Below are 18,795 nucleotides of genomic sequence, written 5' to 3' on the forward strand. Positions count from 1 at the left end.
TTACCGCTGTATATGGCTGTGCAGCGCTAGGTGCAAAGGCTAAAGGCTAAGCGGTGAGTTAGAAAGCATAACAATAGGGAGTGGTAAGAGTGAATGACAGTGAAGCGCGTCGAGATTTTTTAAAACGCATGGGGGTGGGCGGTTTGGCGGCGAGCGTTGCAGGTTGCGCGCTACCTAGTGAGAAAGTAGGGTTTACTCGTCCATTTTCACGCCGGCCGTTACTGGCCCCCAGAATCGACAAAAACAATATCATTACCGAAGTGGTTGGGCATCGCCCGTACCGCGCTAAGGGCTTCGTGGTTCGTCGGGAAGCCATGGGGCAGAAAACCTTGGTGCACAATTATGGGCATGGCGGCGGGGGAATTTCACTATGTTGGGGCTCCTCTACACTTGCAGTTGAAGAAGTTGCTGATGCCAGTACAAAACACGCTGCCATTATTGGCAGTGGGGTAATGGGGTTAACTACCGCGCGTTTGCTTCAAGAAGCTGGGTGGAAGGTGACCCTGTATACTAAAGCTATGCCGCGCCATACTACGTCACATGTCGCCGGCGGTGAGTGGGGACCTTACAGCGTTCACGACCCAGACGTTTCAAGCCCTGAGTTTAAACAACAATTACAAAGGGCGGCAGAAATATCGCATTCCACCTTTGCCAAAATGGTAGGGAAAGATTATGGCATTGAATGGAAAGAGCTCTATTCCCTAAGCAAGACTCCAAGAGACGACAATGCCGAATTTCGTCAGTTTTACCCGTTTACGCAGCAATATGGGCCAAACCAGCACCCTTTTCCTGCCAACTATTGTACGGTGTCTGCCACTATGCTGGTGGAAACAAGCACGTTTTTGCGCCGCCTCACTCAAGATATCCAATTAGCGGGTGGACAGTTCGTCATTCGTAACATAGAAAATAAAAAGGCGTTACTCACCTTAAATGAGCCTGTTATTTTTAATTGCACTGGATTAGGCTCGAATGCCTTATTCGACGACAAAGCCATTATTCCAGCCAAAGGCCAGCTTATATTACTGCCTCCTGATGCGGGTATTGATTATTTAACCGTAGGCGGAGGTAATACATCAGCTCCCTTGTATATGTTCTCGCGTAATGACTATATGATCCTTGGTGGCAGCTTCGTCCCAGGGGATTGGAGTACAACCCCCGACCCCAAAGAAACGTCAAGAATATTAAAAGAAAGCCAGGCTTTGTTTTCCCGTATGACGTAACACGCCCATAAGCGTTGGTGACATTCATCCTTGAGGCGCAGTGGCTAAATGTAACAATTGTAAAATAACTATTCTTTTGTCTAAAACTTAATGAGAATGTTTCGCGTTTAGAGTCACAACACTCAATGGGAGCATTTTTTGAAGAAGTCAGTATTTATTGGCGCGGTTTGCGCGTTATCTAGCACCGCAGTACATGCACAAGCAACAAATGTAGAAGACACACAGGATATTGAACGGGTTTCAATTGTGGGGGCTTCTACCAACTTAAGTGTTACCGCTGAAGATATTGAGCAGTTTCAGGCCAATGATTTGGCTGATATTTTTCGTGAGTCACCGTCGGTAAGTGTGGGTGGCTCGGTAGGCGTTGCGCAGAAAATTTTCGTGCGCGGCTTAGAAGATGCTTATCTAAACATTACGGTTGATGGCGCTCAGCAAACCTCAACCCTATTTCACCATATTGGTCGTGTAACCTTAGATCCTGACTTGTTAAAGCAAATTGATGTGCAAGCTGGAGCCGGTGAAGCAACCAGTGGCCCTGGTGCTATTGGCGGTGCTATTCGTTTTAAAACGAAAGATGCGAGCGATCTTCTGCGCGACGATGAACGTTTTGGCGGCCGTGTAAAAGCCAGTTACTTCAGTAACGACGGCACCCGATACAGTGGCAGTGTTTATGGCAAGCTAAATGAAGATTGGGGCGTGCTAGGTTATTACAGCACCTCAGATAGAGACAACATGGAAGACGGCGACGGCAATGAAATTTATGGTACCGCTGCCGACCAAGACTTGTTATTCGTAAAAGCCAGCGGCAACCTCTCTGAAAACCAATATGCGTCATTAAGCTATGAAAAGCGTGATGAAGAAGGTGAATTTTCGGCAAGGCCCAATTGGGTTGTGCTAGAAGGCGCAGCGCTGTATCCCAGTGAAGCTGAGCGTGACACTTTAGTAGCAAATTACCGTTTAGACTATAGCGCTATGGTGTACTTAGAAGCCACAGCGTACAACACCTCTTCGTCATTTAGAGGAGGTCGCTTTGATTGGTTGGCAAACATCGACACCTATGGTTTTGATATTCGCAACACCAGTGAAACGACAAACCATGTATTTACCTACGGCGTAGATTACCGCAACGACGAAGTGGAAAGCGGCCCGGCTGAGGGGGCTGTAGAAAATGCAGAAGAGGGCAGTGTGCTAGGAGTCTATGCCCAAGCCCATAGCGCGATAAACCCAGAACTCACATTAAGCTATGGTGTGCGCTTCGATGACTATGACTTCCAGCAAGACATATTACTTGATGAATATTACGGCGACCCGGTCACCGATGAGCCTTCAGGGCTAAACGACAGCGAAGTAAGCATGAATGTTGGGCTTACCTATCAACTGTCAAAGGCCTGGAAATTAGCCCTTGGTTATGCTGAAGCAGCCCGAGGAAAGGAAATTGGCGACGGGTTTACCATTGACGAATACTTGTATGACGGTAGCGATGTTCCGGTTGTGGGTAATAATGTGGTGCCGGAAACCGTGGCCAATATTGAAGGGGCAATTGAATATCAAGCTGATGACTTGCACGCGAGATTCACGGTATTTGAAAGCACAATCGATGATGTGATTTTTAGCGGCTTTGAAGGCGACTCGGTTTACAATAATATCGGCGACCTAGAATCAAGTGGTTTTGAATTTGATATTGCCTACGCATTGGGTGATGCAAACATATTCTTTGGTTACTCTAGCGTGGATACCGAGCTATCACCGCGCGCTGATTTGTACAATGTTGAATACGATACCATCGACCTTAACGGCTATGAATTTGTTGGCCTAGGGAATAGTCGCGGCGATACATGGGTGTTGGGTGTTGACTATGATATTAACACCGACCTCAACGTAGGTATCAATATTACACGGGTCAATTCACTTACCATAGAAACCCTGCATCAGGCTTTGCAGAACGGTTGGACCGATTCTTTGTACGACCTAAATAAACCTAGCTACACCACGGTTGATGTGTATGGGCAATGGTTTGTCAGTAATAACTTCAAGGTCAACCTCGCGGTGACGAATCTGTTTGATGAAGCCTATATCGATCATTCAAGTGTCGGTGATTACAGTGAGGTGTTCGGGAGCGTCATTGGGCCAAAAGAAGCGGGTAGAGATATTCGAGTATCAGTAAGCTACGACTTCTAAACACTCTTATGGCAATAGCAAAAACAGTGAAAAGGTGGGTCTTCTGGACTCACCTTATTTTGGGTTTAGTGGCGGGGATTTTTATATTTCTTATGTCACTAACTGGGTTTCTATTAACTTACGAACGTCAGTTTATCGAACTTGACGAAATGCGATACCGTGTGGATGTACCCCAGAACCAGCAAAGGCTCTCCACCGATGATATTGTCGATAAGCTTCAAGCACTACACCCTGAAACCCCCCATATTTACGTACGTTGGGTAAACAGGGAAGGTGCGGCCGTGCCTGCCTGGGCAGGGCGTAACAGCTACTTATTCCACCCCTATACCGGTGAGATTTTAAGAGAAGGGGAGGGCAATGTGGCGCTGGTGTTTCATTGGCTTACCAACCTTCATCGATACTTACTGTTAGAAGGTGAGCTTAAAGGCATAGGGAAAACGGTGAATGGCTACGCTAATTTAGTGTTTATTTTCCTTATTGTCAGTGGTGCGTATCTTTGGTTGCCCAATAAATTGCGCCTTGCATCATTTAAGCAGCATCTTTGGTTTCGTCACCATTACACCAATCGCCATCATCGCCGCCGACAGTGGCATTTGGTGCTGGGCGTGTGGAGCATTCCTGTTCTTTTCATTATTGCCATTACCGCCACTTTGTTTCATTTCTCTTGGGCAAATACCGCGTTATATGGTTTCTTTGGTGAGCAGGTGCCGCCACGTGAACAGCATGAAGAAGTAACCTCGTTGTCCTTAGATGTGGTTGACTACGAAACTCTTTTTCTTGCCGCTCAAAATCATGCAAACAGCAACGATTACGACGATTGGTATTCAATGTGGATGGAAATAGGAGAGCACGAATACGAAGCACGCTTTTTTATTGATAAAAGCATAGGACATAGGCAGTCAATGTCGTACTCGCTTTACTTCGATACCCGCAGCGGCGAGGTCACAAAGGTGTTAAGGAAAGAAGATTGGAGCCGAGGTGGGCAAGCATGGGGCACGGCGCGTTTTCTGCATACCGGAGAACATTTTGGTTTCATTGGTCAAACTATCGCAGGGTTGTTTTCATTGCTGGCGTGTTACCTTGTGTACACCGGCTTTATGTTAGGCGTTAAACGCCTAACATAAAGCCTCTAAGTAGAGGCCATTAAACAGCCCGTTATACTGACGCTAGTGTAGTTGACGTAGCGTTAATAGGAAGGGCAATGGCTATGGTAAGGCCGGCGGTGTCATCGATACGATTATGCGCACTAATTTCCCCGCCAACGGCATGCACCTGACGTTGTGCGAGTGCTAGCCCCATACCATGGCCGTGGTTCTTCTGCGAATGTGCCGCCGCCTCAGCTTCGCCTCGCATTTTGGTGGCTGTTCTAGACTTTTCAACACGGAAGAAAGGTTTGAATATATCGTCGCATAGGGCATCTGGCACGCCTGGCCCGTTATCAGAGATGGTTAACGTATAGGTGTTGTGCAATTTCTTCAGATGCACACTCACTGCTTTTTCCGGTGGTGTATAGCGAAGGGCGTTGCGAATAACGTTTTCTATAGCTTGGCCTAACGCTACTTGGCTACTGTTTTCTATCATGGCCTGCTCGGGCAATTCACAATGCAGCATATTGTGAGGGTATTCAAATTTTGCGTCGTCGCAAATAACATTGATAAGCTCGACTAAATCGAAGGTCTCAGTGTTAAGGCTAGGAAGCTCCGTTGACAGCCACGAAAAAGTTAAGGTGTCCTCCACTAAACTTCGCATAGTACTGGCTTCATAACGCAGCCGTTCTAATGCTTGGGCCTGATTAAGGTTTTGCTCTACGAAGTCTACCGCCATATCAATACGCGCCAAGGGGGTGCGTAATTCGTGGGAAAGGTCGGCTAAAAGTTGACGTTGATTTTGAATCAGGTTGCTGGTGCGATCAGCCATTTTATCAAAGGTAGCGGCGATATCCGTGAGTTCATCATGACGTTTAGGTAAAAGCGGTGTCACCCTAGCATCCAACTTCCCATCGCTGAATTCCTGTGTCGCTTTTTCAAGCCGTTTCAGGGGGCGCATCACATGTTGATACACCACATACGTAAGCAAACAAAGAAGAATAAGTGGCAGGGCTATTTGCAGTAACAGTCGAAACATCATTAAAAAGGCACCAGGGCGCATACGTTGGGGAAGCTGTATCAATAAGTGGGTGGCATCATCCACAAAGGGCACTTCCATAATGGGGTTTTGGGCAAAATAGAGGTGAATTTTCCATTCCACCCCACGGCCTAATTGAAAGTAATCAGTGAACAAGGGCACTAATTCACTGTCAGCAAAAGGGGTTATCTTAGAGGTGACGACGCCAGCCCACGTCTGTTCCTGTAGTTGGATGTGCTTGATATATTCGGCTAAGGCGTCTTCACCTTGGGTAAGGTAAATATGCTCAGCCTGTTTGCCATAATTAAGCAGTGTTTGCTGATGGGTATCGGCAATAAAGCTCATGCTGGTTTCGGTATGATTTGTTAACCAATCTATGGCTAAAAACAGCACTACTGTGCCCAACCCAATGATGGCCCATAACCGCCATAAGAGTTTGTTTTTCATGAAAATCGATAACCTTTTCCGTGTACCGTCGCTAAACAATCGCAGGGCATACCGGCTTCTATCAGTTTTTTCCGCACACGGCTAAGGTGCATATCTAGGCTTCGGTCATATCGACTGAAAGGCCGGTCTAACACACATTGATAGAGAAACGCTTTGCTAAGGATCTCGCCTTGGTTTTCCGCAAGTGTCCATAGTAGCTTAAACTGTATTGGCGTGAGTTCGAGGGTGAGTTGCCCAATGTTCACGCCTTGATTTACTCTATTTAGCCGTAAATCACCAATCTGTAATTTACTGGGCTGTGAATGCGCCGCCACGTCTCGGCTGCTACGGCGCAATAATGCCTCTATGCGAAGCAACATTTCAGTGAAATTGAACGGTTTAGGAAGGTAGTCGTCTGCCCCTGTTCGATAGCCTTCTATCCTCTCTTGCTCGGCCCCTGAAGCAGTGATCATCATAACCGGGGTTTGCTTTGTCTTTCTGAGTTGATTAAGCACCGATAAGCCATCTAATGAGGGAATAAGAATATCGAGCAAAATGAGATCGAAACTTTGCTGCAGCGCGGCAAATAATCCCTTTTGTCCGTCCTGACATTGACGGGTGGTAAAACCGCTATCTTCTAGCAAATGAGCAATCTGGTCACTCAAAGTAACGTCATCTTCTATGATCAGTATTCGTGCGGCTGACATGTGAGGGTCATAAATGAAAGAGATATAACACCAATGTTATTGATAATCATTCCTATTTTCAAGGTTAAATGTGAAATAGCGACTATTGTTTCACCAGACTCTAGTGTCTAACCTCGGCGCTGGCGTTCATACCCGTTGCCCATTGGCAGCTATTCTTGGTGTGTGGTGTCCTCGCATTTACGTGCGCAATCGCGACTAAATTAAGTAGCTTCGGCACAAATTAGCGTTAAAAAGAGTTTTTTTTAAAAAAATCGTTGCGCTTCTTGCCTACTTTTGAAATTGGGTACTACGCTTACTCTCATATATTCACAGATGAACTTATCGCTTTACTACTTCGCTTTGAGTTGTGACTTTGGGCGGAATTGGTTCAACTAATACCTTCAATGTGGTTGCAGACTAACCGTGTTTTACCTTTCGGTTACCTAAAAAAGTAGTAAAGCTTGGGAGCGCGTTTTGCAACGGAGCAATGAGGTATTTTCCACGGGGGCGAGTTCGAAGGCTGGCCTCCTCATCACAGTTGTGGTTCTAGGGTTAGTTGCTGCTTGGGCAGTGTACTTTTTGGCTCAGCCAGTCATTGCCATGGCGGTGTTATCCGTGGCACTCATTGGTGTATGCGCAGTGTCGTTAAAGGCAGCCGTCATACCTGTTGAGGAAGCCTCTGTCGATATTACGGAAAACCTGTCTGCGTCTCGTGAAGATGTTGTTATGACAGGAAATAAAGTGGCTGATTCTCTGTTAGTGTGTGATGAAAACTTATCTTCCATCCGTTCTACGCAAGACGATGCGGTATCTACGCTCAGTGATGCATTTACCCATTTAACTCAGCTGGTTAACCAACAAATAGCATGTATTGGCTCATTGTTAAGCGTAGGCGAAACGGAAAATATCTCCTATCCAGAAAAAATGCGTTCCTTTGCAAAAGACACCGATAATACGCTAACGAGTTTTATCAGTTCCACCGAGCAAATGTCGTCATCAACCCAGCACTTAATGGAACAAGTGCAAACCATACAGCAAGCCATGCCTACTGTTATAGATGCCCTTAGCGGTATTGATGATATTTCTGCGCAAACAAATTTATTAGCATTGAATGCTGCCATAGAAGCGGCGAGAGCCGGAGAGGCAGGCCGAGGCTTTGCGGTGGTGGCAGACGAAGTTAGAGCACTCTCTACTCGCTCAACACAGTTTAGCGACGTGATTAAAAAGCAAGTGGAAAACATACGAACCTTGGTGGATAAATTAACTGAAACCGCTGAATTTGTGGCATCGCAAGATATTTCTCACGTGGTTGAAGCAAAAGCGCATATTAGCGAGCAACTGGCATTTATTATTCATAAAGCAGAGTCGGACGATTCAACCACTAAGCAAATAGAGGAAATTGGACAGTCACTTGATGTTGCCATAAGCACGGCCATTCGCGGAATGCAATTTGGTGATATTAACGGGCAACACCTTGCCTACACCCAAGACATTGTTCGCTTTATTATTGAGCAATTACAGCAGCTTAACGCCGACAATTTAGAACAATTTGTCGCAGACCTAGACGCCTATCAACAAGCACTAGCACAACGAGGTAAAACCGATCACAACCCTGTGTCTGCAACATCTATGAGCGCAGGTGACGTAGAGCTGTTTTAGCATCGTCTAAATGGAAAACGGAATTAAATAGTATCAACACACTATTGAGGAAATGTGAATCATGAGTAAGCAAGTTTTAGTGGTAGACGACTCTGTCTCTATCCGTCAAATGGTTGAAATGACGTTGAAAGGGGCGGGTTATGGCGTGACCACGGCACAAGATGGCCAAGATGCGCTAGATAAATGCAAATCGTCGAGCTTCGATTTTGTGTTAACCGACCAAAATATGCCTCGCATGGACGGGCTAACATTAATTGCCAAATTGCGAGGGCTGGGCAGTTATTCACGAACCCCTATTGTTATGTTAACTACCGAAGCGGGTGGAGACATGAAGGCGAAAGGGAAAGCGGCGGGCGCCACCGGTTGGATGGTTAAACCCTTTGACCCCAATAAGCTGCTTGATGTGACTAAGCGCGTTCTAGGTTAACCTGCCAACCGGTCTGGATGGATTCAGCATGAGCATTGATATAGAGCAGTTCCATGGGGTGTTTTTCGATGAAAGTGATGAACACCTTGATGCGATGGAACAATTACTTATGGCGTTGGATGTGGACGCTCCCGATGCTGAAGAGCTCAACAGTATATTTCGTGCTGCTCATTCTATAAAAGGGGGCAGTGGGATATTTGGGTTTGATGCGCTTATGAATCTTACCCATGTGATGGAAAACCTGCTAGACAAAGCACGTAACCACGAGTTGGTCGTGACTACGCGCATTGTGAATGTTCTGCTTGAAACCCTCGATGTGTTAAAAGCCACCCTTTATGCGTATCGCAATGACACCCCCGTACCCGAACAAGACATTTCCACCCGTATTGCACTGCTTAACGGCGTCATTAACGGTAAGTCAGCTCAACCGCAAGCCCTAAAGAGCCCTACTGACACGCAGATAGATGACGGTTTTGGCTTCTTTGACGATGACATCCTCTCGCCAGGTGAGGCCAATGCTGAGGATACTACCGATGAGGCATTCGGCTTTTTTGATGATGAGCCCAGTGATCTCACTACGGATGATGAGGACCAAGGTTTTGGCTTTTTTGATGATTCGCCAGCCTCCTCAGCGCCTACTGAAGAACATGATGATTTCGGTTTTTTTGAAGATATAGCGGCCCCTAAGCCGACAGCGCCTCTTCATACTGAGACGCTGAGTGCAGAAAGTGATCTTGCCGAAATAGCTAAGCTGTCTGGAGTGGGTCAAAGGCCGAAGGTCGACAGTCAACACAACGCCACCAGTGCAGCACCTAAAAAAGCAGCGAAAAAACAGGCGAAAAAGAGCAACTTGAAAGAGGCTTCTTCTATACGAGTAGATACCACCAAAATTGATTCTATGGTGAATTTAGTTGGGGAGTTGGTGATTACACAGTCGATGCTATCAATGATAGGACAAGAGGTAGAAGGGCAAGTCGGTGAACGCTTGCAATTGGCTATTGATGAACTTCAGCGCAATACCCGTGAAATTCAAGAGTCTGTGATGTCTATGCGCATGCTTCCCCTCACGGCGACCTTTAACCGCTTTCCACGGCTAGTGCGAGATCTCGCTGGCAAGCTGGGTAAAAAAGTAGAGTTAGTTCTGCAAGGTGGCACTACAGAAATAGATAAAAGCCTAATTGAAAAAATCGTCGACCCTTTAACCCATTTAGTTCGAAACAGCATTGACCATGGCATTGAACTCCCCGAGAAACGCGTTGCCGCAGGCAAGCCAGAACAGGGCACGGTGATCCTAAGCGCCGAGCAAAAAGGCGGCAGTATCATTATTAGTATTATTGATGATGGCGGCGGTTTACACCGCGACAAAATAATGGAAAAAGCACGTTCAAATGGGTGGGTGGTTACCGATGACATGCCCGATGCACAAGTCTGGCAGTTAATTTTTCAAGCTGGCTTTTCTACCGCCGAGGCTATTACCGATGTGTCTGGCCGTGGTGTTGGCATGGATGTGGTTCGCCGAAATATTGAATCTATTGGTGGCCGTATTGACATAGAGTCTAGTGCGGGAGAAGGCTCAGGGTTCTTTATCCATTTACCCCTAACGTTAGCCATTGTTGACGGCATGTGTGTGTCGGTAGGCAATCAAATTTTTGTTATCCCCTTACTCAATATTATTGAATCCTTTCAACCGACAAAACAACAGTTAAAAACCTTAGGAAATGACACGGTTCTATATATTCGCGACCAGTATTGGCCCTTAGTTCCACTGTGCAACTTCATGGATGTTGAAAGTGGCACAAGCAACCCAACGGAGGGCGTAGTGGTACTTTTAGAAAGCAGTAAAAAGCGATTCGGCATCTTGGTAGACGCCTTAGTAGGGCAACAACAAGTGGTGATTAAAAGCCTTGAGGAACACTACCGAAAAGTCGCGGGAATTGCCGGGGCAACCATAATGGGCGATGGAAGAGTGGCACTCATTATTGATGCCGATTCTATCGCGACAACTTATACCTCAAGCCAATTAGAGGAATTGCTCTCATGACAGAGACAGCCTTACATCAAACGGTTGCAGGGGGCGATGGCCACGAATACCTCAGCTTTGTCTTAGGTGATGAGCACTACGCATTAGACATCACTATGGTGAAAGAAATTCGTGGTTACGAACCTGTGACCAAGATAGCGAACGCACCTAGCTTTATAAAAGGCGTGATCAATTTGCGCGGCGACATTGTCCCCATTGTTGATTTAAGAATTAAATTTAACGTGGGGGAGGCAACTTACAACGACTTTACCATTGTGATTATGCTGAATATTCAATCGCGCATTGTTGGCATCGTTGTGGATGGCGTATCGGATGTTATTCGTTTATCTGATGACCAAATTTTATCACCGCCAGAGTTTGGCGTTGCTTTTGATAGCCGGTATTTACAGGGGCTCGCTGACGTTGACGACAACATGGTGATTCTTGTCAATATTGAAAGTTTAATGACTAGCGAAGAGCTAGGTTTAGTTGCACCTGAAGGCGTTGGAGATGACGCGTAGTTTTGCGGGCTATTGCTAAATGGAACACTTTACTTAGGATAAAGAGTTATGGGCGTATTTAATTTTTTAAGCGGCGATGAACTCAAAGCTGCAAAACAGGATGCGAGTTTTAAGGACGGCATTCTTAGTGCGTGTACTTCAAATATTGCGGTGGTCGACAGTGGGGGAGAAATCCACTACCACACTCCGGCTTTTCTCAACATGATTCAACAATATGATGATGACTTTCATTGCCATTTGATGGGAAGTTCATTGGTTGGGCAACGCATAGACAGTTTGGTTAAAACCCGTGATGGCAGCGCCTTTTCACTGGTTCCTGCTCAACCTAGCCAAGAAGTGATCACAAAAGGGCATACCTTTAAAGTGTTGTGTTCTCCATGCGCGAATACCACTCATGCTCTCTACGTGACGGAATGGCAGGACTACACGAAAGTGGTGAAACATGAAGGTATGGCCAATGCCATCATGCGTAGTCAGGCCGTTATCTCCTTCACCACTGACGGCGAAATACTCGAGGCAAATGATAACTTTCTATCTGCAATGGGGTATCAAGCCAGCGAAGTAGTAGGGAAGCACCACAGGATATTTGTAGACAGTGAATATGCGTCTAGCGACGAATATGTTCAGTTTTGGCAAAAGCTAAAAAGTGGAGACGTTCACAGCGGTGAATTCAGGCGCATCAGTAAAGAAGGGAAAGAAGTTTGGATACAAGCTAGCTATAACCCAGTATTTGATGCACAAGGAAAGGTGAAGTACATCATTAAGTTTGCATCAGATATTACGGCGCAAAAACAAAAAAATGCAGATTACGAAAGCCAAATTACCGCCATCAACAAGTCTCAAGCTGTTATCGAATTTGATCTTAAAGGCACGATACTCAATGCAAATAAAAACTTTTTAACCACCATGGGATACACCCTTGATGAGGTAAAAGGTCACCATCACAGCATGTTTGTTGAACCCAGCTTTAAATTAAGCCCAGACTATTCAGCATTTTGGCAACAGCTTCGCTCCGGGGAGCATAGTGAAGGCGAGTTTAAGCGTATTGGTAAGGAGGGGAAAGAAGTATGGATACGAGCGTCGTATAACCCCATTATGGACAGTACAGGTAAGCCCTTTAAAGTGGTTAAATATGCAACGGATGTTACGGGGCGAACATTGGCGATTGAACGTATTAAAAACGTGATTGCCAAGCTAACCGAAGGGGATTTATTACATACCATCGACGAACCTTTAGATGGTGATTTTCAGGTGCTAGGCGATTCTATTAATCACTTTATTGAAGAGCTTAAAGATACCATAGTGAAAATTCACACCGCCGTGGAAACGATTGATACGGCATCGAATGAAATTGCCACCGGTAATGCCGACCTTTCCAGTAGAACTGAACAGCAAGCCTCAAGTTTAGAAGAAACGGCGTCGGCCATGGAAGAACTAACCGGCACAGTTAAATTGAATGCAGAAAACGCCGAGCAGGCAAAAGGCTTAGCAAGCCAGGCTTCCGATGTTGCCTCTGAAGGCGGCAAAGTGATTGAGCAGGTGGTGCATACCATGGGTGAAATAAATGATTCAGCCCAGCGTATCTCAGACATTATTGGCGTTATTGATGGTATTGCATTTCAAACAAATATTCTTGCTCTCAACGCGGCGGTTGAAGCAGCGCGAGCCGGTGAACAAGGGCGCGGTTTTGCCGTTGTCGCGTCGGAAGTTAGAACACTCGCTCAGCGTTCTGCAGAGGCTGCCAAAGACATAAAGGCATTAATTTCAGCGTCGGTGGATAAAATAGGCAATGGTAATTTACTTGCCAATAAGTCTGGCGAAACCATGGCCAATATAGTGACGGCAATTAAGCGAGTGAATGACATTATGTCTGAAATTGCCGCGGCGTCCTCTGAGCAGGCGACAGGTATTCAGGAAGTCAGTAATGCGGTAGTGCAAATGGATGAAATGACACAGCAAAATGCCGCCTTGGTAGAAGAAGCCGCCGCTGCATCTGACAGTATGCGTCAGCAGTCAGGTCAGTTAGCGCAACGGGTTTCGGTATTTAAAGTGGGAAATCAACAAGTCGGCAACGGTAGCCGTTCACCCCAATCGTCGACGCCGTTGGTATCCCCAAATGATGGAAAGCTACCAAAAGACAGAGACGTGCCCTCGCAATACACAAAGGCGTTAAGCCCTGCCGCGCCCGACGATTCTGAGTGGGAGGCGTTCTAATTCATGACGGCAGTCTTGCAAGCTTCACCGGTTCAACGCGAGTTTGCCTATAGTCGGCGGGATTTTGAACGTGTTAAAAAGCTTCTGTTTTCCCAGGCGGGAATAAACCTTGCTGATTCCAAAGATGCCATGGTTTACAGCCGTTTGGCGCGTCGCCTAAGGGTATTGAACATTTCAAGCTTCAAGGCGTATTTAACATTCGTGGCACAGAACGAAGAGGAAATGGAGCATTTTATTAATGCGCTCACCACGAATCTAACGGCGTTTTTCCGAGAGCCACATCATTTTGATGCGCTTTCAACCTATTTGCAGGCGAATCCGAGCGTGAAGCGCATTTGGTGCGCGGCAAGCAGTACCGGTGAAGAACCCTATAGTATTGCAATGACAGTCGCATCCGTATTCGGTAGTTTTTCACCAAAGATCTCTATATTAGCCACAGATATCGACAGCAAAGTGCTTCATATTGCAAGGGAGGGGGTGTATTCCCAGTCGAGTATTGCGCAGCTTTCTTTGCAACATCGTCAGCAATTTTTCTACAAAGGAAAGGGCAAGTATAGAGGCAAAGTGAAAATTGCTAACGAGCTTAGGCAAATGGTTCGCTTTGAACCTTTAAACCTTATGTCACCAAGTTGGTGTGTTGAAGGGCCAGTCGATATCATATTTTGCCGCAATGTGATGATTTACTTTGACCGACAGACCCAACAAAAAATTCTCTCACGTATGGTGACATTAATGGCGCCCAACGGCATGTATGTCGCAGGGCACTCAGAAAACTTCACCATGTATCCAAATCTTGTGACGCCTATGGGTAAAACCATTTACCGACCAGTGACCTAATTGGAATTCGCCGTATGAGTCAGGATGACAAGCCCATTAGCTATTTTGATAATCGCTTACAAAAAGAGGCGGTAAAACTATTGCCCGGTCAATATTATGCCACCTCCAATGATAAAGCATTGGTGACGATTCTGGGCTCATGTGTGGCAGCTTGTGTTTATGATGAAGAGATGAAAATAGGTGGTATGAACCACTTTATGTTGCCCGACATTCATTTAACGAGTGAGTCTGAACATTGTTTGGCCACTAAGTACGGCGTACATGCCATGGACACGCTTATTCAAAAGTTAGTAAGTAAAGGGGCAAGACAAAGTAAATTGGTGGCAAAGGCTTTCGGCGGTGGAAAAGTACTTCCAGGATTTGTACAACAAGACATTGGAAGAATTAACGCCGAATTTGTTATTGAATATTTAAACAACGCTAATATCCCGCTTATTAATAGCGACCTCATGTCTACGTATGCGCGCAAAATTTACTTTTTTCCTCATGAAGGAAAGGTCTATATGAAGCGTATTCGCGACTTTAATAATGCGACCCTCTATGAGCGCGAGTCTACGCACCGTGTATTGTTAGCACAACAAGCGAAAGAGGGTGTTACTTCATTTGCGGAACATATTCATGCCTATAAAAGTTCTCGTAGTTGATGATTCAGCTTTAATAAGAAAGGTACTTTCTGAGATTATCCAAAGCGACAGTAGTCTGCTGTTAGTGGGAGCTGCACCGGATGCTTACGTCGCCAAACGCATGGTGCAGGAATTCAGACCAGACGTGATTACGTTAGATATTGAAATGCCAAAAGTCGATGGTTTACGCTTTTTGGAAGTCATGATGAAGGCCGTTCCAACACCGGTAGTGATGATTTCCACGTTAACGGAAAGCGGCGCAAATGCGACCTTGAGAGCTTTGGAACTTGGCGCCGTAGATTTTATGGCGAAGCCGAAATTGGGGGTTGCCCAAGGCATGAACGACTATGCTCATACCATTATTCAGAAAGTCAAAGCCGCCGCCAAATCGAAATTGAGCCACCCTACTGAAACGCGCTGTTCAAAACATGCCGCCATGCGTTATACCGGTACAGAGAAGCTTATTGGTATTGGGGCTTCAACGGGGGGAACCGAAGCCATCAAAGACGTCATTATGCATTTTCCAAAAAATGCGCCTGCTACCGTTATTTCGCAGCATATGCCACCAGGTTTTACGACGACTTACGCTAAACGTCTCGATAGTTTGTGTGAAGTCACCGTTAGAGAAGCGAAAGGGGGAGAGCGGCTACTACCAGGTTATGCCTACTTAGCGCCCGGCCATCGGCATTTAAAAGTTGAACGCAGTGGCGCGGACTATAGGCTAGCCTTAGACGATGGGCCTAAAGTGTCGGGTCATAAGCCTTCGGTCGATGTCATGTTTAATTCGCTAGCAGAGCACGCGGGCGAAAATGCCGTAGGCGTGTTGCTAACAGGAATGGGAAGAGATGGCGCGATGGGTTTAAAAGCGATGAAAGAGAAAGGTGCCATAACCTTTTGCCAAGACGAAGAGAGTTGCCTTATATACGGCATGCCCAAGGCCGCTGTGGAAATAGACGCCGCCAGCTATGTATTATCACTGGCCGATATCTCGGATGCCATTTTAGATACGTTAGAGCGATTGGGGGCGGGAAGCCGCCTATAGCGATGATTTTCAAAAGGGGGTAGTGGTTTGAGCTCATTCTACTTTTGGGTATTTATAGCCCGTTTCCTTGAGCGGCGAATTATTAAGTGTTTTAATACCCGCGGTTAAGAAAGTATGTTGTTGCAGAAAGCTGTTACTGCAACCAATACGAAGGACAGATGCTTTTGAAACCCCCCATTGTTATAAATGGGAATACGCGATAACTATAAAGCATGTTGGTGACACTTTCCGTAGATGAAAGGTTACACAAGCGCCGTAGGCCAATGTAGTCAAATAATTAAGAATGCACCAAAGCATCACTACGTATAATTTTTGCTACCTGATAACAATAATTTAATTGCTATAGTTCTCGTACTGACTGAAGGCTCGCAGAAGCCCTAATCTTTAATCAGAATAAAAACGCTGTGTATGACACAGTCGTTGGGGACCACCATGAAACAGCAATTATTGTTAGCCGTATCGGCCGTCTTTTTTTCAACCTCTGCCTTTGCTAACGGAGGCTTCGAACCTAACCCTAAAGCCTGCGTCAACGTAGGAAAAGAAATTAACCGAGTCAGCACCGAAATGAAGGTGGCAAAATCGGGCATTCAAAAGTCTTGGTTAAAACGCCAACTTGGTGCGTTAGAATCAAAACGTTCTCACTGTTCAACCAAAGGTTTTAGCACTCGCTAGTGAGTGTATTGGCTAATTCGGTTAGCGTACTTAACACGTAGTCGGGTGTCAGCCCTAATGGGTACATGGTTTTACCTGGACGCTCGATAAACGTCGTTTGCAAACCTGCCGCCTTCGCGCCGCTCACATCCCACCCGTGGGCGGCGACCATCATCACCTCGCTTGGCAATGCACTAACGTGTTTACATGCCCAATGATATACGCTGGCATGGGGCTTATAGGTATGAATAGTCTCGGTGCTAAGTATGTGATCAAAACAATCTTTAATGTTGGCAAAACGTAGCTGCTCAGCTAATCCATTAATTGACGAATTGGACAAAGCCACTAGCGTAAAGCCCTTGTCTTTTAGGGCGTTGAGTGCCGGCTTAACGTCGGCATGGGGCGGTAATGCAGTGATATATTTTTTAATGGTTTGTTTTGCCTCTGACTGGCTAATCTCAATGTCTTTACTGTGCGCCACCATGACCAAAGCGGCCGCACCTATATCGATAAAATCATGAAACTGACCCGATGCAATGTCCACGAGAGAATGATGAAGTAAAGTGGCAAACCATAAATCAACCAAGGTTTCATCACCGTTTAACACAGGGGCTAGCCCCTGCTTCATTTCATCCATATCAAGTAATGTTTCGTTAATATCGAAAATAAGTACTTTGGGTAACGTCATATACCGCTCCATGTTTTTATCGGCCAGCTTAAGAGGTTAATACTTCTACCTTATCAATTTAGATGATTTAACATAACCATTTGCACCTAAGTGTAGCCACAGTGCCATGAACCTTTCTTAGGGAGGAAGGCGCCAGCCTAGTGGCCTGCTGGGGCGCCAAAACTGACTAAAACCGCCACACCAATTAATGCCACAATAGACCACAAAATTGTGGCTTTAGTGGCTTTTTCTCCGAGAACCCAGGCCACACCCAATGACATAAGTGCACTAGTGGCAATGAGTGTTTGTACTACGGCTGCCTTGGCATACGCAAAGGCAAACATTTGCAAATAAATGGCGGCGGTGGTGCCTAATAACGTGGCAAGGATGAATGCAGGCCAAATTCTCTGACCTTTGGATATTGCAGGAAGCCAACGAGTTTTACCGCAGGCAATTAAGGGGACAACAAAGAACATGCCGCCGATAAGTCGCAGAAACGCAGCGCTTGCTGCATCGACGTCACCACTACCGAGAATGTCTCGACTAACCACGGCGCCTACTGCTTGGCAAAGCGCCGCCGCAACGCCATATAAGTAGCCACTGGTGGCAAAGACATGCGTGGTACTTCGCTTTCTGGCTTTTATAACCATGTCGACAGAGAGTAACACAATGGCCACGCCCACCCATTGCTGCCAGGTTATCCATTCACCAATAAAGGCCATGGCAAATAAAGCGGTAAATAAAGGTGCGAGTGTCTCTGCCACCAACACGGCTTGGCTATCGCCAATACTTTTTAGCGCTTTAAAAAAACAGGTGTCACCAATGCCGATACCAATAAAGCCACTAATTAGTAGCCAACATATAATGGAAACGTTCAGGCCCATAGGCGGCACAAAAAGTAATACTAGGCCAAGCAAAAGAATGGAAATAAGGCCTTTCCAAAAATTCATCGTGAGGGGTGAAAAGGCATTGCCTGTGCCACTAAATAACCTAGCAGCAATAGCCCAACACAATGCTGTACCTAAGGCAGCAAATACGCCCATGAACTTCTACACTCCAGAAAACACCAAAAAATAAGCGGCTATGCTAATGCAAAAAGAGGGAGGTGTAACTAATAAAGCATGATCGAAAAATAAGAAATGTAGCGTTGGTACATTCCAAGCTTTTTTATAACGGCAACGGGAATATTAGAACTAGCATAAACCCGTTTAACGATAAAGGACAGTTGACGGCTTACGCCGCAAGAGCCGCCACTGTTTCTTTGCCCGCAATGTAGGCTATTTGCCAAAGGTAGTAGACAAGGTTGGGTTTAGATCAGAAAAGCTATAGTGAGGCCCATCGGGTAACGTTGGACTCTCAGGGTTAATCTTATAAATTCGCTTTTCAAATAAAAGTGATGAGCCTGTTCCTGCATATACTTTCGTATAATCTTCAGGCTTTAGTTCTTGCATGTTCGATTTATGTTCGATATTCATGGTATTACTCCTTTAATTAGTTTTT

Annotated in this window: 17 protein-coding genes; 12 read left to right on the top strand and 5 right to left on the bottom strand. The window is 45.9% G+C overall.

Annotation, left to right across the window (positions count from 1 at the left end):
- Positions 1 to 89 precede the first annotated feature (89 nt).
- The 3 genes from IUA53_RS01775 to IUA53_RS01785 all read left to right on the top strand — a co-directional run bounded on the left by IUA53_RS01775 (position 90) and on the right by IUA53_RS01785 (position 4,522).
- On the top strand, positions 90 to 1,220 hold the full coding sequence (locus tag IUA53_RS01775; protein ID WP_231401236.1) for an FAD-dependent oxidoreductase: 1,131 nt from the start codon (positions 90 to 92) through the stop codon (positions 1,218 to 1,220).
- Positions 1,221 to 1,358: 138 nt separating this feature from the next.
- The gene (locus IUA53_RS01780) at positions 1,359 to 3,398 is read left to right on the top strand and encodes a TonB-dependent receptor domain-containing protein (RefSeq protein ID WP_044055692.1); all 2,040 of its coding nucleotides are present in this window, start codon (positions 1,359 to 1,361) and stop codon (positions 3,396 to 3,398) included.
- An 8-nt stretch (positions 3,399 to 3,406) separates the two neighbouring features.
- Positions 3,407 to 4,522, top strand: a complete 1,116-nt coding sequence (locus IUA53_RS01785; protein ID WP_196898128.1) for a PepSY-associated TM helix domain-containing protein — start codon at positions 3,407 to 3,409, stop codon at positions 4,520 to 4,522.
- Between the two features lie 31 nt (positions 4,523 to 4,553).
- Here IUA53_RS01785 and IUA53_RS01790 read toward each other — a convergent pair whose 3' ends face one another.
- On the bottom strand, positions 4,554 to 5,969 hold the full coding sequence (locus IUA53_RS01790; RefSeq protein WP_196898130.1) for a sensor histidine kinase: 1,416 nt from the start codon (positions 5,967 to 5,969) through the stop codon (positions 4,554 to 4,556).
- On the bottom strand, positions 5,966 to 6,655 hold the full coding sequence (locus IUA53_RS01795) for a response regulator transcription factor (RefSeq protein ID WP_044446010.1): 690 nt from the start codon (positions 6,653 to 6,655) through the stop codon (positions 5,966 to 5,968). Before IUA53_RS01795 ends, IUA53_RS01790 begins: the two co-directional genes overlap by 4 nt.
- 453 nt (positions 6,656 to 7,108) lie before the next feature.
- On the opposite strand from IUA53_RS01795, the gene IUA53_RS01800 reads away from it, so the two are divergent.
- The 9 genes from IUA53_RS01800 (at position 7,109) to IUA53_RS01840 (ending at position 16,649) form a co-directional block, all read left to right on the top strand.
- Positions 7,109 to 8,293 carry a methyl-accepting chemotaxis protein gene (locus tag IUA53_RS01800; protein WP_231401237.1) on the top strand — a complete coding sequence of 395 codons (1,185 nt, stop codon included), beginning with the start codon at positions 7,109 to 7,111 and terminating at the stop codon, positions 8,291 to 8,293.
- A 61-nt stretch (positions 8,294 to 8,354) separates the two neighbouring features.
- Positions 8,355 to 8,720, top strand: a complete 366-nt coding sequence (locus IUA53_RS01805) for a response regulator (RefSeq protein ID WP_044055697.1) — start codon at positions 8,355 to 8,357, stop codon at positions 8,718 to 8,720.
- A 28-nt stretch (positions 8,721 to 8,748) separates the two neighbouring features.
- Positions 8,749 to 10,761, top strand: a complete 2,013-nt coding sequence (locus IUA53_RS01810) for a chemotaxis protein CheA (RefSeq protein ID WP_196898132.1) — start codon at positions 8,749 to 8,751, stop codon at positions 10,759 to 10,761.
- Positions 10,758 to 11,261: a chemotaxis protein CheW gene (locus tag IUA53_RS01815; protein ID WP_196898134.1), complete on the top strand. Its 504-nt coding sequence runs from the start codon at positions 10,758 to 10,760 to the stop codon at positions 11,259 to 11,261. The genes IUA53_RS01810 and IUA53_RS01815 overlap by 4 nt, the downstream gene beginning before the upstream one ends.
- A gap of 48 nt (positions 11,262 to 11,309) precedes the next feature.
- The gene (locus IUA53_RS01820) at positions 11,310 to 13,475 is read left to right on the top strand and encodes a methyl-accepting chemotaxis protein (RefSeq protein WP_044446012.1); all 2,166 of its coding nucleotides are present in this window, start codon (positions 11,310 to 11,312) and stop codon (positions 13,473 to 13,475) included.
- Positions 13,476 to 13,478: 3 nt separating this feature from the next.
- Positions 13,479 to 14,312: a CheR family methyltransferase gene (locus IUA53_RS01825; protein ID WP_196898136.1), complete on the top strand. Its 834-nt coding sequence runs from the start codon at positions 13,479 to 13,481 to the stop codon at positions 14,310 to 14,312.
- A 14-nt stretch (positions 14,313 to 14,326) separates the two neighbouring features.
- Positions 14,327 to 14,956 (top strand): chemoreceptor glutamine deamidase CheD, encoded by a 630-nt coding sequence (gene cheD, locus IUA53_RS01830; RefSeq protein WP_196898138.1) that lies wholly within the window; start codon positions 14,327 to 14,329, stop codon positions 14,954 to 14,956.
- The gene (locus tag IUA53_RS01835; protein WP_044055703.1) at positions 14,931 to 15,977 is read left to right on the top strand and encodes a protein-glutamate methylesterase/protein-glutamine glutaminase; all 1,047 of its coding nucleotides are present in this window, start codon (positions 14,931 to 14,933) and stop codon (positions 15,975 to 15,977) included. The genes cheD and IUA53_RS01835 overlap by 26 nt, the downstream gene beginning before the upstream one ends.
- 432 nt (positions 15,978 to 16,409) lie before the next feature.
- Entirely contained in the window at positions 16,410 to 16,649 is a 240-nt protein-coding gene (locus IUA53_RS01840) for a hypothetical protein (protein WP_196898140.1), read from the top strand.
- Here the strand turns inward: IUA53_RS01840 and IUA53_RS01845 are convergent.
- From IUA53_RS01845 to IUA53_RS01855, 3 genes are all read right to left on the bottom strand, one after another.
- Positions 16,636 to 17,316 (bottom strand): haloacid dehalogenase type II, encoded by a 681-nt coding sequence (locus IUA53_RS01845; protein ID WP_196898142.1) that lies wholly within the window; start codon positions 17,314 to 17,316, stop codon positions 16,636 to 16,638. The genes IUA53_RS01840 and IUA53_RS01845 overlap by 14 nt on opposite strands.
- Positions 17,317 to 17,453: 137 nt before the next feature.
- On the bottom strand, positions 17,454 to 18,338 hold the full coding sequence (locus IUA53_RS01850) for a DMT family transporter (RefSeq protein ID WP_044055706.1): 885 nt from the start codon (positions 18,336 to 18,338) through the stop codon (positions 17,454 to 17,456).
- Between the two features lie 234 nt (positions 18,339 to 18,572).
- A complete protein-coding gene (locus tag IUA53_RS01855) occupies positions 18,573 to 18,770 on the bottom strand; it encodes a hypothetical protein (RefSeq protein WP_044446015.1) in 198 nt (65 codons plus the stop codon).
- Positions 18,771 to 18,795: the final 25 nt, after the last annotated feature.

It is taken from the genome of Alteromonas sp. B31-7 (assembly GCF_015767655.1).
In the GTDB taxonomy this organism is placed as follows: Bacteria; Pseudomonadota; Gammaproteobacteria; order Enterobacterales; family Alteromonadaceae; genus Alteromonas; species Alteromonas australica.

Coding starts and splice junctions, on each gene's coding strand:
- IUA53_RS01825 (WP_196898136.1), top strand. CDS start 13,479: ATGACGGCAGTCTTGCAAGCTTCACCGGTTCAACGCGAGTTTGCCTAT.
- cheD (WP_196898138.1), top strand. CDS start 14,327: ATGAGTCAGGATGACAAGCCCATTAGCTATTTTGATAATCGCTTACAA.
- IUA53_RS01805 (WP_044055697.1), top strand. CDS start 8,355: ATGAGTAAGCAAGTTTTAGTGGTAGACGACTCTGTCTCTATCCGTCAA.
- IUA53_RS01815 (WP_196898134.1), top strand. CDS start 10,758: ATGACAGAGACAGCCTTACATCAAACGGTTGCAGGGGGCGATGGCCAC.
- IUA53_RS01820 (WP_044446012.1), top strand. CDS start 11,310: ATGGGCGTATTTAATTTTTTAAGCGGCGATGAACTCAAAGCTGCAAAA.
- IUA53_RS01840 (WP_196898140.1), top strand. CDS start 16,410: ATGAAACAGCAATTATTGTTAGCCGTATCGGCCGTCTTTTTTTCAACC.
- IUA53_RS01795 (WP_044446010.1), bottom strand. CDS start 6,655: ATGTCAGCCGCACGAATACTGATCATAGAAGATGACGTTACTTTGAGT.
- IUA53_RS01790 (WP_196898130.1), bottom strand. CDS start 5,969: ATGAAAAACAAACTCTTATGGCGGTTATGGGCCATCATTGGGTTGGGC.
- IUA53_RS01785 (WP_196898128.1), top strand. CDS start 3,407: ATGGCAATAGCAAAAACAGTGAAAAGGTGGGTCTTCTGGACTCACCTT.
- IUA53_RS01850 (WP_044055706.1), bottom strand. CDS start 18,338: ATGGGCGTATTTGCTGCCTTAGGTACAGCATTGTGTTGGGCTATTGCT.
- IUA53_RS01855 (WP_044446015.1), bottom strand. CDS start 18,770: ATGAATATCGAACATAAATCGAACATGCAAGAACTAAAGCCTGAAGAT.
- IUA53_RS01810 (WP_196898132.1), top strand. CDS start 8,749: ATGAGCATTGATATAGAGCAGTTCCATGGGGTGTTTTTCGATGAAAGT.
- IUA53_RS01835 (WP_044055703.1), top strand. CDS start 14,931: ATGCCTATAAAAGTTCTCGTAGTTGATGATTCAGCTTTAATAAGAAAG.
- IUA53_RS01845 (WP_196898142.1), bottom strand. CDS start 17,316: ATGACGTTACCCAAAGTACTTATTTTCGATATTAACGAAACATTACTT.